Source organism: Lysinibacillus sp. VIII_CA, from assembly GCF_049943995.1.
Lineage (GTDB): Bacteria > Bacillota > Bacilli > Bacillales_A > Planococcaceae > Lysinibacillus > Lysinibacillus pinottii.
Genome location: NZ_JBNFXM010000001.1, coordinates 143,996 through 159,227 on the forward strand (window position 1 = coordinate 143,996; position 15,232 = coordinate 159,227).

Below are 15,232 nucleotides of genomic sequence, written 5' to 3' on the forward strand. Positions count from 1 at the left end.
ATAGGCAAATAAATAGTCCCTATTGACGTCTATCTCATATCTTAATAATGAACGACAACTTATCAAAACAGGAGGTTATAACATGTTTCAACGAAGACGCCATCCGGCAAAAGGTCCACACTGCTGTCCGCCACAAACAATGCCCATGCAATTTGATCCACCACAATTTTTACCACCAGAGCAATATGTTCGCACAAATTATATCCATACAGTTGTTCCACATGTACAACCAGCACATGTCACAACAGTGAACAAACATATGATTGATCACCAATACTATTTCCCATGCACAGAGTCAGTTGTTAATGAATGCTGTGAAACACATACAATGTGCGGTATGCCACCTAACCCTTGTCATATGCCGCATCATCCCCATAAACATATGGGCTATTAATAAATAATGAGGGGGGCGAGTCATACCCGTTCATTATTTCAAACAAAAAAACCGAGTATCCTCTCTTAGAGGTACTCGGTTTTATTCGTTATTAATACATTTTTAAATATTGATCGCGTTCCCACTGATGTACAGTTGTACGATACATATCGAACTCGATTTCTTTTGCTTCTTTAAAGTTAGCATAAATATGCTCACCTAAAGCTGCTTGCGCTACTTTATCTTTAGCCAGTAATGTTAAAGCATCGTCAAGTGCTGCTGGTAGGTTTTCAATACCATTCGCTTGGCGCTCTTCTTCCGACATCACATAGATATTACGGTTAATAGCTGCTGGTGGTGTCAAGTTTTGACGAATACCTTCTAGACCTGCCTCTAAAATAACAGCCATCGCTAAGTATGGGTTTGCGGATGGGTCCACTGAACGTACTTCTACACGAGTTGACAGACCACGTGCTGATGGAATACGAATGAGTGGTGAACGGTTTTGTGCTGACCATGCTACATAACATGGCGCTTCATAACCAGGTACTAGACGTTTATAAGAGTTAACTGTTGGATTTGTAACAGCCGTGAAACCTTGTACGTGTGCAAGGACACCAGCCATAAATTGCATAGCTGTATTTGATAGTCCTAATTCCGTAGATTCATCATAAAATGCATTTTCTTTACCTTTAAATAGTGACACGTTAAAGTGCATACCAGAACCAGCTTCACCAAATAATGGCTTTGGCATAAATGTAGCGTGTAAACCGTGTTTACGAGCGATTGTTTTCACTACTAATTTAAATGTTTGGATGTTATCACAAGCTGTAACAGCGTCTGCATATTTAAAGTCGATTTCATGTTGTCCAGGAGCAACCTCATGGTGAGAGGCTTCAATTTCAAAGCCCATTTCTTCTAGCTCTAATACGATATCACGACGGCAGTTTTCACCAAGATCTGTTGGAGCTAAATCGAAATAACCACCATGGTCATTTACTTCTAAAGTTGGTTCTCCTTTTGCATCTAATTTGAATAAGAAAAATTCAGGCTCTGGCCCTAAATTGAAGCTTGAGAAGCCCATATCTTCCATTTTTTTAAGAATACGTTTTAGGTTATTTCGTGGGTCACCAGCAAACGGTTCGCCTTTCGCAGTGTAAACATCACAGATAAGACGTGCCACTTTCCCTTTTTCAGAAGTCCAAGGGAATACCACGAAAGTATCAAGATCAGGATATAAATACATATCTGATTCTTCGATTCGAACGAAGCCTTCAATAGATGAGCCATCAAACATCATTTTATTTTCTAGTGCTTTGTCTAATTGACTTACAGGAATCTCAACGTTTTTGATTGTGCCAAGAATATCTGTAAATTGTAAACGAATAAAGCTTACATTCTTTTCTTCGATGAGACGTTTAATGTCCTCTTTTGTGAATTTACCCACAGTTTTCCACACTCCTATAATTTGTCTAGCTTTTATGTTTACCCTACCCTATTTTTAATAGAATCGAGATAAATCCCCTCGTCGGATGGATGATTTTTGCATGCGCTGTGCTTGACGCATTTCTTCGCGCATAATTTGACGTAATTCAGAATCACTTAAATCTTGTTCTTCAATTGTAGAAACAGGATTTTTCCTTTTAGCAAATATCTTTTTAATCTTCGCCATATTCATACCCTGTTCTAAGTAGTCTTTAATTTCAAGCAATGTGTCGACGTCATTTAATGAAAACATTCGACGGTTGCCTTCTGTTCGGTGCGGCTCAATTAAATGGTGTTCTTCATAATAACGAATTTGTCGTGCCGAGAGCTCAGTTAATTGCATTACAATACTCATTGATAATAACGGCATAGTTCGTCTAATTTCACGACTCATTTAAGTCCTCCTCCAATACCCGCTTATCATATAACGAAATTTTTTCACTGTCAACCAACCATGTTAGGTTTCCTAACATGGTTGGCACTATTTTTTTCAATCCGAGAGAAAATTGTAAAAAACTATTCAAATTTACGGTTTGTCCATTTCCTCATCTCTATTTTTGAATAGCTTGTACCGCACTACAAATTGCAAATTTTACATGTTCATAAGTTAGCCCACCCTGTATAAAGGCTGTAAAGGGAGGTCGTATCGGCCCATCTGCTGTTAGCTCTATGCTGGAGCCTTGGATAAATGTCCCCGCTGCCATAATGACATCATCCTCGTAGCCTGGCATATAGGCTGGTTCTGGTGCGTAATGAGCATTTATTGGCGAGTTGGCTTGTATTTCCCGACAAAAGTCAATCATTTGCTGTGCGGTTTGGAAAGAAACCGATTGTATTAAATCTGTCCGATGTGCCTGGTAACTTGGAGATGTATTCATCCCTATTTCCTCCAGCATAGCTGCCGTAAAAATGGCGCCCTTTAATGCTTGTGATACAACATGTGGAGCTAGGAAAAACCCTTGATAAAAATCACCCAATGTATTTAATGTAGCTCCTGCTTCTGCCCCGATTCCAGGTGAAGTCATCCGGTACGCACATTTCTCCACTAAATCTGCTCGGCCTGCGATATAACCTCCAATTTTCGCTAATCCTCCACCTGGATTTTTAATGAGAGAGCCCGCCATTAAATCAGCACCAATCTCTGTAGGCTCTTGCTTTTCTACAAATTCACCATAGCAATTATCAACAAAAATAATGGCCTGTGGAGCTAGCTCACGAATCTTTGCACACATATCAGCAATCTCTGCTATAGAAAAGGATGGTCGCGTTGCATAGCCCTTTGATCGTTGAATGGCAATCACTTTCGTTTTTGCCGTTATGACCGCTTCCACTCCTTCCCAATCAATGGTTTGATTATCCAGTAACTCAACATGTGAATAACCGATTTGATAATCTTTCAAGGAACCTGTATCTTTGTCACCACCATCAACAATGGATTGTAACGTATCATATGGCTGTCCAGAAATATAGAGCAACTCATCACCAGGACGCAGCACACCGAATAAACTAAGCGTAATTGCATGTGTGCCTGAAATAATTTGCGGTCGAACAATGGCGGACTCTGCTCCAAACACCTCAGCATAGACACGCTCTAAATTATCGCGTCCCTCATCGTCATAGCCATAGCCATTGGATGGGTGTAAATGATAATCACTCACTTGATGCTTACGAAATGCCGCTAGCACTTTTTGTTGGTTATAAAACGCCATCTCTTCCACCCTAGCATGAAAAGGTCTCACTCTTTCTTCTATTGTTGCCGCTAAAGATAGCGTCGATGCTGATAAATTAGATGTAAACGTCATTCTTTTCTTCTCCATTTCACAATTGTCATGCATATTATTCCGTAAACTTTATTCTATATCTAAATGGACCTCGATTATCCTAGGATTCCCTGATTGTCTACTTGTAATGAACGCTTATGACAGATGTTTTTCTTTATTTCATTAACATCTTATCAATTTGTATAGGTCCCTGTAAAACTTGCCTATTGTTTCTGAGTGAAATTTACGCTAAGCTAATGTGCGGACTTATTTCAAGAAGCGTATTTAATGTTTAATTTTGGCTATTAAATTCATAGATTTTGTTACTTACAGGATCTTTCAACTTTAGGAATGAGGTTCATTTATTGATAGAAGGGGTGAAAGGGATGGCTTGGGAAGTTTTTAGTATGATCGGTACAATTGCCTTTGCTATTTCTGGGGCAATTATTGCAATGGAAGAGGAATACGATTTATTCGGTGTTTATATACTCGGTATTGTCACTGCTTTTGGTGGAGGGGCTATTCGAAATTTACTTATCGGTCTACCTGTCACGACATTATGGGGACAGGATATGATGTTTCAAATTGCGCTTGCTGCAATTACCATATTTTTTATTTTTCCACATCATTTGATTCAACATTGGCATCGTTGGGGTAATTTTACAGATGCGATTGGTTTATCAGCATTTGCTATTCAAGGCGCACTCTACGCCGTAAAGCTGGATATGCCGATTAGTGCTGTCATCGTAGCTGCGGTCTTAACAGGGTCGGGTGGTGGTATCGTGCGTGATTTATTAGCTAGACGAAAACCACTTGTACTTCGTGACGAAGTCTATGGTGTGTGGGCTGCTCTCGCAGGGCTTGTTATTGGATTTGAAGTTTTTACAGGAGATATCTTCCTTTATATTTTATTTGCGGTAATTACAGCATTACGTATTCTTTCCTATATGATGAAATGGCGTTTACCTTTGCGAAGGTTGAATCGGGCATAGAGTCTATCATTGATAAAAAAAAACGAATAAGCGCAAATAGCTCTTTAACTATTTGCGCTTATTTGTTTTTCAGTAACTATTTAGCCAAAAGATTCGTTGCTTCTTCCAGCGTCACCATATTTTTCATCATTGAGCAAGCAGCATCTAATAGAGGAAAGGCTAGGGCTGCACCTGAACCTTCTCCTAACCGCATATTCATATGCAGCATCGGTTCCACTCCCAACAATTCAGCGGCTATTTTAGCTCCGGGTTCCTCCGAAGCATGAGAAGCTATGATAAAGTCCTTTACTTTCGGTTCAATTTGATAAGCTATAAGCGCAGCAATAGTCGAAATAAAACCATCAATCACAACAGGTTTTCGGTGACTTGCGGCAGCAAGTATAATACCAGCCATAGCCCCAATCTCTAGCCCTCCAACTTTAGCTAGTACATCAATGATATCGTTAGGATTTGGTTGGTTAAGCATAATTGCTTTTTCAATGACCGCTGCTTTATGAGCAATTCCTCCTTGACCAACACCTGCTCCAAACCCGGTTATTTGAATAGGGTCATAGCCAGTCAAAACAGCTAAGATTGCTGTGCTCGGCGTTGTATTACCAATGCCCATCTCACCTGTTCCAAGTAGGTTGGCCCCTTTTGTAATTTCGTCTGTTGCCACACGAATCCCCACTTCTATGGATTGAATAGCCTCCTCTCTAGACATAGCAGGGCCCTGTGCTATATTACCTGTTCCATATTTCACCTTTTGGATGATTACGTCCGCATTGAGAGGGATATCCTCCTTAACTCCAACATCTACCGTTACAACTTTGGTATTGGTCACACTTGCAATTGCACAAACACCTGTACCTCCCTTCGGAAAATTCAATGTTTGAAATAAAGTAACCTCTTGAGGATTCGGCGTCACGCCTTCTTCACAAACTCCATGATCTGCTGCACAGACAATCATCACCTTTTTATCAATCATCGGATATAACTGGCCTGTAATTCCAGATAGTTGCACAGCAATGGACTCCAATTTCCCTAAGCTTCCTGGAGGCTTACAAAGAATATCTATTCGTTTTCTTGCTTGCTCCCTACTATTTTTATCAGCGCCTTGAATGTTTTGAATCGTGTCATGTAATAATTGCATTGTCATTTCTCCTCTCGTTCTTCATGAAGACAAAATAAAAGCCTGTAGTTTATTGTCATGACAAATAAACTACAGACTTTTCCATCATCTATATTCTTAAAGCAAATAGGCAGGTCTCCTGGCTTAAGTTCAACATTTCATAGTACCTTCCCAGCAATGAGCTAGTGGTCTTCACTATTAAACTCCCTTTTACAGTGGCGGGTCCGCTAAAGTTTTTCACTTTATTCCCTATTCTCCCTTAATGGGCACCTAAAGCTTATATTAAACTACTTTTAATCTACGACAGAGTATTTTTTCTGTCAATATTTGAATGCGTTACTTGTATCATTTCTTCGGCTACCTATTTTTTTCTAGCTCACTTAGCAATGTTGACCCTAATAATAGTATCGCTCCTATTAGTTGTAGTAGCGTCATTTTTTCTCCAATAAACATCGTTGAAATGACTAATGATGTCAGTGGATCTATATAGCTAAGGATGGCTATACTTTGCCCTTTCAGCTTTGACATGCCCCAAAAGAACAATAAAAATCCAACTCCTGCATGGACAATACCTAATACTATTAATAGTAAGACTGACTTAAAACTGATTGTCATGACCTGAAATCCTGTTGTCCCAAGTATATAAAAACAAAGGAAAAATGCTGCTAAAGCTAGTTGAATTAATGTATTTCCTGGTTCTTTTATGTTACCTATACATTTATTTGTAAATGTTAGAGCTGTGTAAAAGCATGCGGCGATAAGACCGTAGACAATGCCAATAAATTGTTTACTGTCCCCAGTGCCTTGACTTTGGACAATCAAATAAAGTCCGATAAGGGCCACACAGACATACATCATTTTTCTGCCAACTAGCTTCTCCTTTAAGATAATTGGAGATAAACAGATAACGAGTACTGGTGCAACATAATAACTAAGTGCAGCATTAGCAATTGTTGTTTCTTTATAAGCCTGAAATAAAAAAATCCAATTCCCACATAAGGCAACACTAGAAAGTACTAATTTCCACTTATTTTTGAGAATACTTCTTTTCGTAAAGCTTTCCTTTTTATAAATAAAAATCACTATCAAAAAACAAGCACCAATTAAGCTCATCCAAAAAGCGATTTCACTTGAAGATAAAGGTATATACTTGGCAAAAACACCAACTGCCCCAAAAATAATCATGGATAATACAAACGCTAATTTTCCGCTCATTACAATTCCTACTTTCTACGTATAAGTATTAACCTACACAGTAGAATCTATTGAAAATGAGCAAACTGTTATTGTATGCCTTACCAGTAGATTCTACTGTAAAGACATTGTTGGGGGTGCTATTGAACGAAACATACAAATCCCTCCTTCACCGATATAATTGTAACATATTTCAGAAAATTAAAGAGTATGTTTTATAGATAAAGGGAAAATGAATCACTAATTACTTCATTAGGTAAGGATAAAATTTTCTTTAAGGAGGAGTTAGAGTGCACGCAAGAGAATTAAGAAACGCTATTGCAGAGACTTGTGAAAACTATGATAGTCAATATGCGCAGTTAGTAAAACCGATTAATCAGTTATTAATGAATGTTGATGCTTTCATCAGTGAAGGAACAGCGTATGTCATTATAGAAAATTTGAAATTATATTATAGTGGAGATAAATACATGGCGGAATGTCACTTCGATGAGAGTGAAAATTTCTTACAGGATGGCATTGAGCTTCTAAAAAAGGGAGACCTGGCGAATGGCGCTTTACAAATATACGGTGCTGGTTTAAATTTTGCCAGTTATGCTTCAAAGGTTCGGGGGCAAAAAAATGTGAACCCGTACATGAACTTTGAAAAAAACTTTAGCCTCATCATGGACTCACTCCAAAAATAAGCACATGAAAAAAGAAAGAGTATACACTCTTTCTTTTTTCATTATGTCATTATTTAAATTCTAATTCGCCATCGTAAGCTAACATGCCACCTTCTAGGTTTGTCACATCAAATCCTTGTGCTTCTAAATAAGAACAAGCATTAGCTGAACGGCCACCAGCCTTACAAACGATAATATATGGCTTTGTTTCATCTAATTCCTCTAGACGTTCTGGGATTGTCCCAAGAGCGATATGCTGAGCGCCAGGAATCATGCCGTGTGCTACTTCATCCTCTTCACGAACATCAATAATATATAGGTCTTCATTTGCATCTAATAGTTCTAATAATTGTGTTGTTTCCATTGATTTCATCAAACTCGTCCTCCAAATATCTATTTCCTTTATCATTATAGCCTGAAGCAAAAAAAACAGCCAGTGTGGAGTACACTAACTGTTTAACAATCTTTTTATGCTTCTGTCTCTAAAAATTCTATTGGTTTTGCTGGAACGAATGTAGAAATAGCGTGCTTGTAAATCAGGTGCTGCTTATTATCAGCATCCAATAATAGAACTGTAAAATTATCATATGATTTCACAGTCCCTTTTAACTGAAATCCGTTTAATAGAAATACAGTTACAAAAACACTGTTTTTACGTAGTTGGTTCAAGAACGTATCTTGCAAGTTGATTGATTTCATCAAATAGCCTCCCTACTAACTTTCTACCTCTTCATTCCTATAGTAGCACGTTCTACCAATTTATCAATTAGTAATTTTTAGAAATTTTTCTTTAATTTTATAATTGTTCACCTGTCATCACAAAATGGACATCCATTTTATTGCGGAAATAAGTAAGTTGCCTTTTCGCATAGCGACGAGAATTTTGTTTTAAGCTGTCTATGGCGCCTTCTAGTGAACATTTGCCATCTAAATAATCATATAATTCCTTATAACCAATGGCTTGTATAGACTGCACACCCCGGATATTTTGTTGCCATAGCCCTTGGACCTCTTCTAAAAGACCATTCTCCATCATCAAATCGACACGGCGGTTAATACGGTCATAAAGCACCTCTCGTGACATATTTTGACCTAGCCCTAAAATCAAGTGATTATAGAGAGGTACCTCGCCTCGATTTTGAGCTTCAGCTGCCTTCGATACACCGCTTAATTCTAGCATCTCTAATGCGCGAATGACACGACGTGTATTATTTGGATGAATGGCTTCTGCAGTTTGAGGGTCTAGTTGTTTTAATTTATCGTGCATTGCCTCGGGACCAAGCTTCGCTAATTCATCATAATAGGCTTGACGTGCTGCCTCATCCACTTTTTCATCAGTAAATTGGAAATCAAACAGAACAGATTGTACATATAAGCCTGACCCACCTACGATAATCGGTAGCTTATGACGAGCTTGTATGTCTGCAATTTTCTCTCTTACTAGCTTTTGATAGTCGGCCACTGAAAATGATGCTGTCGGCTCCAGAAAACTTAGTAAATGATGAGGAACTCCCTCCATCTCTTCTTCCGTAATTTTCGCCGTACCTATATCTAGCCCTTTATAAACTTGCATTGAGTCACCATTAATGATTTCTCCATTATACTTTTTGGCAAGTTCAATACTTAACGCTGTTTTTCCAGAAGCAGTTGGTCCCACAATTGCTACGACCTCAGCCTGCTGTAATTTATTTTCTATCATATTTTTCTAACCACCGTAATAATACTTGAAAGACTGCTTCTTGATTGTCTTCATTTAAAATTTCATGTCTTTTATCTTCAAATAAATAAACAGTGACATCCTCCACACCAGCAGTTGCTAATTGTTCTGCCACTGCGTACACTCCTAGTCCCTGTTCACCGACAGGGTCTTTACTGCCGCTTATCAAAAGTATTGGAAGATCCTTTCTTACTTTGGCAATCTCTTTTTTGCGATTCAAGGTTGAAAAGCCTGTTGTCAAATCTACAAAAAATTGATTGGTTGGAATAAAGCCACAGTATGGATCATCTATATACTTTTGAACTTCTACCTGTACAGAGCATAACCAATCATAGGCAGTCTTCGGATTTGGAAACTGCTTATTAAAACTACCAAAACTTAATTGATTGAGAAGCCTGCTTTCTGTCTCTTTACCAAGACCTTTGGCTAAAGCCTTGGACACGATATTACCAATTGCGTGTAAAGCTGTAACATTACCCGTTCCACAGAGCACAACATTGTCTACCTGTTCCCCATACCGTTGGATATAGCGTCTCGTAATGAATGAGCCCATACTATGACCAAAAATAATGAACGGTTTGTCGACAAATGGTGCATGTAATTGAGTCATTACTTCATGTGCATCTTCTACAACACGTTCAAAGCCGTTATTTTCAGCAAAAAAGCCTAAAGTTCCATTATAAGCAGCTGTTTCACCATGTCCACGATGATCGTGCATCGTCACTACATAGCCGGCTTTTTGAAGAGTGTAAGCAAATTTTAAATATCGACCACTATGCTCCGCCATGCCATGTAATATATGGATATGTCCAATACAAGGCTTTTTAGATTCTAATGTTCGTGTGAATACAAAATGGCCATCAGACATTTGAATATAACGCTCCATCGCTTACTCCCCTTCTTTCACGAAAATAGTGGCATCCAAGATGGCTTGGTCTAATTCAGCCATATAAGCATTTCGTTGCTCCTCCGTATAATTCAAGTGTTGTTGCATCACTTGAAGCACTTGTTGCTTATAAAGCTTGACTGCTTCAATGTCAAAATACAGCATACCAGTACGGCGAATAAAGAAGTCACTTGGCGTATAGACCATTTCAGCTTCTAAGCCATATAATAGCATCGCATGTAAAGTAAGTGGCATTGTACTACCATGCTCATGTAAGTATTTTACGCGATCAAATAAAGCATCCACATTCGTGCCATATTTTTGAACAAGTTGCTTAGCTTCATCGTAATTTAAACCATACTGAACACCTTCTCGAGCTTTATAGGCAATATAGTCAGGGAAATTGATGGCATTAATCCCCTTTGCTCCTGACAGTGATAACTCTCGAGTTATGGATGCGCTCGCATGCTTATAACGACGGATTTTTACAATTTTATCTACAATCGATTCTGCCATTTGTCGGTAGCCTGTTAACTTGCCACCTGCTATCGTCATTAAACCACTCGGAGCCGTCCAAATTTCATCTTTTCTTGAAATTTCTGAAGGATTCTTTCCTTTTTCATAAATCAATGGACGAACGCCTGCCCACGATGATTCAATAGTAGCTCTCGTAATATTGGCTGTAGGAAATACTTTCTTTGCCGCCTCTATTAAATAGTCCACATCTTGCTGTGTTGCAACAGGATGTACTGGATTGCCCTCGAAGACAGTATCCGTTGTACCTACATAGGTTTTACCATCACGCGGAATAGCAAATGCCATACGTCCATCAGCAATATCGAAATAAACTGCTTGCTTTAATGGAAAATCTTTTTGATTTAGGACAATATGAACACCCTTCGTCAACCGTAATTGCTTATTATCAGCTACTTTATCCCTTTGACGTACATCATCTACCCACGGACCTGTAGCATTAACAATTTGTGCGGCGTGTACATTCAAAATGCGTCCTGTTAAATGATCTTCTACTTTAATTCCAATTAGCTTTTTCTTGTCGTAGATAAATTCCTTCATCTCCGCATAATTAAGACAAAGTGCCCCATATTCAACAGCCTTTTTTAATACTTCAATCGTAAGACGCGCATCATCGGTACGATATTCAACATAATAGCCTCCACCGACAAGTCCTTCTTGATTGAGTAAAGGTTCTAATGCTAAGGTTTCTTGCGCATTTAGCATTGTTCTACGTTCCTGTTTTTTGACACCTGCTAAACGGTCATAAACTTTTAAGGCTAGAGATGTTGTCATTGGGCTAAGGGAACCCTTTTTATATAAAGGCAAAAGCATTTTTTCTGGTGTTGTCACATGAACAGCATTGTCATAGACGATTTCACGTTCACGTCCCACCTCTGCTACAACTCCTACATCAAATTGCTTTAAATATCGTAGTCCACCATGGATGAGTTTAGTCGACCGACTCGATGTTCCGGCAGAGAAATCCTGCATGTCGATACATGCAACGGACAATCCCCTTGAGGCAGCATCCAGAGCAATACCTGCACCCGTAATGCCTCCACCAATGACTAAAACGTCAAAACTATAGTGCTCTAAATAATATAAAATTTTTGGACGATGCTCATATGAAAACATACCTTTTTCCCCCAATAGCTAAGATTTAAAAATTCGTGTTGCCTCTACAGCTCTTTGCCAGCCAGCATAATGAGCTGTCGCTTGGTCTTTTTCCATTTTCGGCTGGTAGGTTTGACCATTTACCCTCAGTGCTGATAAAACCTCTTGATTTGGCCAAAAATTTGTAGCAAGTCCTGCTAAATAAGCTGCACCTAATGCCGTTGATTCATTGAGCTTTGCCAGCTCAACATGCAACTGTAATATATCACTTTGGAATTGCATCAATAACTCATTTTTTACCGCACCACCATCTACACGGAGTACTTCAATAGGTGCCCCGGCTGCTACTTCCATAGCATCGAGTACATCCTTCGTTTGATAGGCTAATGATTCAAGTGTCGCACGGATGAAATGTTCTTTAGAAGTGCCCCGCGTTAGCCCAAAAATGGCACCACGAGCATCTGTATCCCAATAAGGTGTACCTAGTCCAACGAAGGCAGGTACAACATAGACGCCATCCGTATCGGCTACTTTTTTAGCATAGGTTTCAGAATCCTCTGCTGTCCGAATCATACGTAGTCCGTCTCGTAGCCATTGAATCGCTGAGCCTGCTACGAAAACACTTCCCTCTAATGCATAGGTCACTTTACCATCTATTCCCCAAGCAATTGTCGTCAATAACCCATTTTTCGATTTTACAGCCTGTTTTCCTGTATTCAATAACATAAAGCAGCCTGTACCATAAGTGTTTTTGGCCATGCCTTTTGTAAAACAAGTTTGCCCAAAAAGGGCCGCCTGCTGATCACCAGCAATACCTGCAATCGGAATGTTTTCACCAAAGAAAATACTTGCTGCCGTCTCAGTGTAAATTTCTGATGAATTTTTCACTTCAGGAAGCATCGACATCGGAATATCTAATAACTGACAAAGTTCCGCATCCCATTGTAATTCATGAATATTGTATAGTAATGTTCGAGCTGCATTTGAATAATCGGTAACATGAGCCTTTCCCTTTGATAATCGCCAAACAATCCAAGAATCAATCGTGCCAAATAATAAATCTCCATTGTCAGCCATTTCACGGGCGCCCTCTACATGATCTAATATCCATTTAATTTTTGTGGCTGAAAAATAAGCATCTAGACGTAATCCCGTTTTTTGCTGAAAAAGCTCCTCATGCCCTTGTTCTTTCAGGTCATTCACGATTTCCTGCGTTTGACGCGACTGCCAGACAATGGCGTTGTAAATAGGCTGTCCTGTATGTTTATCCCACACAACAGTTGTTTCTCGCTGATTCGTTATTCCAATAGCATGGACCTCGCTAGCATCATGCCCACTTTCTGTTAAGACGGTTGCAATTACTGAAAGGACCGAACCCCAAATTTCATTGGCATTATGTTCTACCCAACCAGCCTTTGGAAAAATTTGCTGAAACTCCTTTTGTGCTACATGAATAATTTCACCTTTTTTATTGAATAAGATAGCTCTTGAGCTTGTTGTGCCTTGATCAATCGCTAAAATAAATTCGCCCATTATTTTCCCCCTCTTCACTACATGACTCGTTTGAACATTTTTTCCACTTCATACGATGTAAAATGAATTAGCACTGGACGTCCATGTGGACATGTAAATGGATTATCAGCCTTGCGTAAATCTCTAAGCAAAATTTCCATTTGTTCTTTCGTTAAATAATAATTGGCTTTGATAGATTTTTTACAGCTCATCATAATCGCTGCGGCTTCACGTAATTTTTTAATATCTGCCTTTTTAGTCGTCAGCACCTGTTCAATTAAATCTTCAATGATTTCCTGTTCCTCACCTTGAGGGAACCAACTAGGGTGCTCTCGTACTACAAAGGAAGATTGTCCAAATTCCTCTAAAAATACGCCTACTGCTTCTAACTCTTGTTTGTGTTCTCGTAATAAAAGTGCCTCATCAGCCGCATAGTGGAATGTTAGTGGCAGCAGTAATGCCTGACGTTCATGTGGATTAACTTGACCAACCTTTTCCCGGAAAAATTCATATTTAATGCGCTCTTGTGCAGCATGTTGATCAATTAAATAAAAACCATCCTCCATTTGGGCGACAATGTATGTGCCATGGATTTGCCCTACTACTTCCAGCTCAGGGAACGGTTCCTTACCCGTTTCATCTACTAAATCCTCATGTTGCTCGGTAATAGTTATTTCTTCTATTTCTTCAGCCTCTAATGACGGAGTTGTCTGCCCATAATCCTTTACAATAGTAGAAACAGGCTCTGGCTCTACTGGAGTTTCTCGTTGGTTTTCTCGAATGGTTTGCACATCATATAACTTCTCTACAATTGCGTTCATTTTCTCCACATCTATCTTAGGTGCAGGCTTCCAAATATTTAATTGCTCTGTAGCTGGTTTGACGATTTTTTCTTTTTTCTCCATTTGTGGTACACGAATAACGCTACGTATTCTCTCACGAATAGTTTCTTCGATTAATTTTAAAAGCTCTGGCTCCTTACTTAAACGAATTTGATGTTTAGCAGGATGCACATTGACATCTGTCAAATATGGATCTCCCTCAATATAAAGCACCACAATGGGAAAACGTTCAATTGGTAAATACGTATGGTAGGCATCAACAATGGCTTTTTGTACTAAATAATGCTTAACCCAGCGACCATTGACGAATAGAGACATATAATTTTTTGAAGCACGAGTTACCTCTGGTAGGGTCACATAGCCGGAAATACGATAATCGTGTGACTCTCCTTGGAAGGACACCATCTTCTTGGCATTATGTACTCCATAAATGGCAGCAAGCACTTGTTGCACATCTCCTCGTCCGTTTGTTTGGAGCAATATTTGACCATTATGCAGTAATCTAAAAGCAATTTGCGGATTACTAAGGGCAAGACGATTCATTAAGTCAATTGTGTGCCCAAGCTCAGTTTGAATAGTTTTCATATATTTTAAGCGAGCAGGTGTGTTAAAAAACAATTGTGATACCGTCAGATCTGTACCTTTACGTAAAGGGCCGGGCTTATGCGTCAACATATGACCACCCTCCAGCTCCAAATGTGTACCAGATTCACCGTTCGATGTAATTAGAGTCATTTTTGAAACAGAAGCAATAGATGCTAATGCCTCACCACGGAAGCCCAATGTACGAATACGAAATAAATCATGTTCTTGATGAATTTTACTCGTTGCATGGCGAGAGAATGACATAATAGCATCCTCTTCATCCATACCGCTACCATTATCAATTACTTGAATGGAAGTGAGACCCGCTTCTAGTAAAAAAACATCAATGGACGTACTTCCCGCATCAATAGCATTTTCTACTAGCTCTTTGACAACTGAAGCTGGTCTTTCAACTACTTCTCCTGCTGCAATTTTATTGGAGAGCCATTCGTCCATAATTTGTATGTTTCCCACTAACGTA

At 39.1% G+C, this 15,232-nt stretch carries 15 protein-coding genes and 1 riboswitch; of the genes, 3 read left to right on the forward strand and 12 right to left on the reverse strand.

The window, feature by feature from the left end; genetic code table 11:
• Nucleotides 1–82 precede the first annotated feature (82 nt).
• Complete coding sequence (locus ACP3VS_RS00785; RefSeq protein WP_025114030.1) at nt 83–394, forward strand: CotD family spore coat protein; 312 nt, start codon at nt 83–85, stop codon at nt 392–394.
• Between the two features lie 91 nt (nt 395–485).
• On the opposite strand, the gene glnA is transcribed toward ACP3VS_RS00785, so the two are convergent.
• The 3 genes from glnA to ACP3VS_RS00800 form a co-directional block, all read right to left on the reverse strand.
• Entirely contained in the window at nt 486–1,820 is a 1,335-nt protein-coding gene (gene glnA, locus ACP3VS_RS00790) for a type I glutamate--ammonia ligase (protein ID WP_031419067.1), read from the reverse strand.
• 54 nt (nt 1,821–1,874) lie between these two features.
• On the reverse strand, nt 1,875–2,252 hold the full coding sequence (locus ACP3VS_RS00795; RefSeq protein ID WP_031419066.1) for a MerR family transcriptional regulator: 378 nt from the start codon (nt 2,250–2,252) through the stop codon (nt 1,875–1,877).
• Between the two features lie 157 nt (nt 2,253–2,409).
• Nucleotides 2,410–3,660, reverse strand: a complete 1,251-nt coding sequence (locus ACP3VS_RS00800) for an aminotransferase class I/II-fold pyridoxal phosphate-dependent enzyme (protein ID WP_426388293.1) — start codon at nt 3,658–3,660, stop codon at nt 2,410–2,412.
• A gap of 344 nt (nt 3,661–4,004) precedes the next feature.
• Between ACP3VS_RS00800 and ACP3VS_RS00805 the strand changes: the two genes are divergently transcribed.
• Nucleotides 4,005–4,610, forward strand: coding sequence for a trimeric intracellular cation channel family protein (locus ACP3VS_RS00805; RefSeq protein ID WP_031419064.1), 606 nt, complete (start codon nt 4,005–4,007; stop codon nt 4,608–4,610).
• Nucleotides 4,611–4,686: 76 nt separating this feature from the next.
• On the opposite strand, the gene cobT is transcribed toward ACP3VS_RS00805, so the two are convergent.
• Both cobT and ACP3VS_RS00815 read right to left on the reverse strand, forming a co-directional pair.
• The gene (cobT, locus tag ACP3VS_RS00810) at nt 4,687–5,742 is read right to left on the reverse strand and encodes a nicotinate-nucleotide--dimethylbenzimidazole phosphoribosyltransferase (protein ID WP_036160989.1); all 1,056 of its coding nucleotides are present in this window, start codon (nt 5,740–5,742) and stop codon (nt 4,687–4,689) included.
• 91 nt (nt 5,743–5,833) lie between these two features.
• Nucleotides 5,834–6,010: riboswitch (cobalamin riboswitch) on the reverse strand.
• Between the two features lie 68 nt (nt 6,011–6,078).
• Complete coding sequence (locus tag ACP3VS_RS00815) at nt 6,079–6,936, reverse strand: DMT family transporter (protein ID WP_031419062.1); 858 nt, start codon at nt 6,934–6,936, stop codon at nt 6,079–6,081.
• A gap of 269 nt (nt 6,937–7,205) precedes the next feature.
• Here ACP3VS_RS00815 and ACP3VS_RS00820 point away from each other — a divergent pair, with 269 nt between their 5' ends.
• A complete protein-coding gene (locus tag ACP3VS_RS00820) occupies nt 7,206–7,601 on the forward strand; it encodes a hypothetical protein (RefSeq protein WP_012293363.1) in 396 nt (131 codons plus the stop codon).
• A 49-nt stretch (nt 7,602–7,650) separates the two neighbouring features.
• Here ACP3VS_RS00820 and ACP3VS_RS00825 read toward each other — a convergent pair whose 3' ends face one another.
• The 7 genes from ACP3VS_RS00825 to mutL form a co-directional block, all read right to left on the reverse strand.
• Nucleotides 7,651–7,953 carry a rhodanese-like domain-containing protein gene (locus tag ACP3VS_RS00825; protein WP_025114024.1) on the reverse strand — a complete coding sequence of 101 codons (303 nt, stop codon included), beginning with the start codon at nt 7,951–7,953 and terminating at the stop codon, nt 7,651–7,653.
• Nucleotides 7,954–8,048: 95 nt separating this feature from the next.
• The gene (hfq, locus tag ACP3VS_RS00830; protein ID WP_031419061.1) at nt 8,049–8,279 is read right to left on the reverse strand and encodes an RNA chaperone Hfq; all 231 of its coding nucleotides are present in this window, start codon (nt 8,277–8,279) and stop codon (nt 8,049–8,051) included.
• Nucleotides 8,280–8,376: 97 nt separating this feature from the next.
• Complete coding sequence (gene miaA, locus ACP3VS_RS00835) at nt 8,377–9,279, reverse strand: tRNA (adenosine(37)-N6)-dimethylallyltransferase MiaA (RefSeq protein WP_426388294.1); 903 nt, start codon at nt 9,277–9,279, stop codon at nt 8,377–8,379.
• The gene (locus tag ACP3VS_RS00840) at nt 9,266–10,183 is read right to left on the reverse strand and encodes an alpha/beta fold hydrolase (RefSeq protein WP_031419059.1); all 918 of its coding nucleotides are present in this window, start codon (nt 10,181–10,183) and stop codon (nt 9,266–9,268) included. The genes miaA and ACP3VS_RS00840 overlap by 14 nt, the downstream gene beginning before the upstream one ends.
• A 3-nt stretch (nt 10,184–10,186) precedes the next feature.
• Nucleotides 10,187–11,833 (reverse strand): glycerol-3-phosphate dehydrogenase/oxidase, encoded by a 1,647-nt coding sequence (locus ACP3VS_RS00845; RefSeq protein WP_031419058.1) that lies wholly within the window; start codon nt 11,831–11,833, stop codon nt 10,187–10,189.
• Nucleotides 11,834–11,851: 18 nt separating this feature from the next.
• On the reverse strand, nt 11,852–13,345 hold the full coding sequence (gene glpK / locus ACP3VS_RS00850; RefSeq protein ID WP_036160977.1) for a glycerol kinase GlpK: 1,494 nt from the start codon (nt 13,343–13,345) through the stop codon (nt 11,852–11,854).
• Nucleotides 13,346–13,362: 17 nt separating this feature from the next.
• Nucleotides 13,363–15,225, reverse strand: coding sequence for a DNA mismatch repair endonuclease MutL (gene mutL / locus ACP3VS_RS00855; RefSeq protein ID WP_036160973.1), 1,863 nt, complete (start codon nt 15,223–15,225; stop codon nt 13,363–13,365).
• Nucleotides 15,226–15,232: the final 7 nt, after the last annotated feature.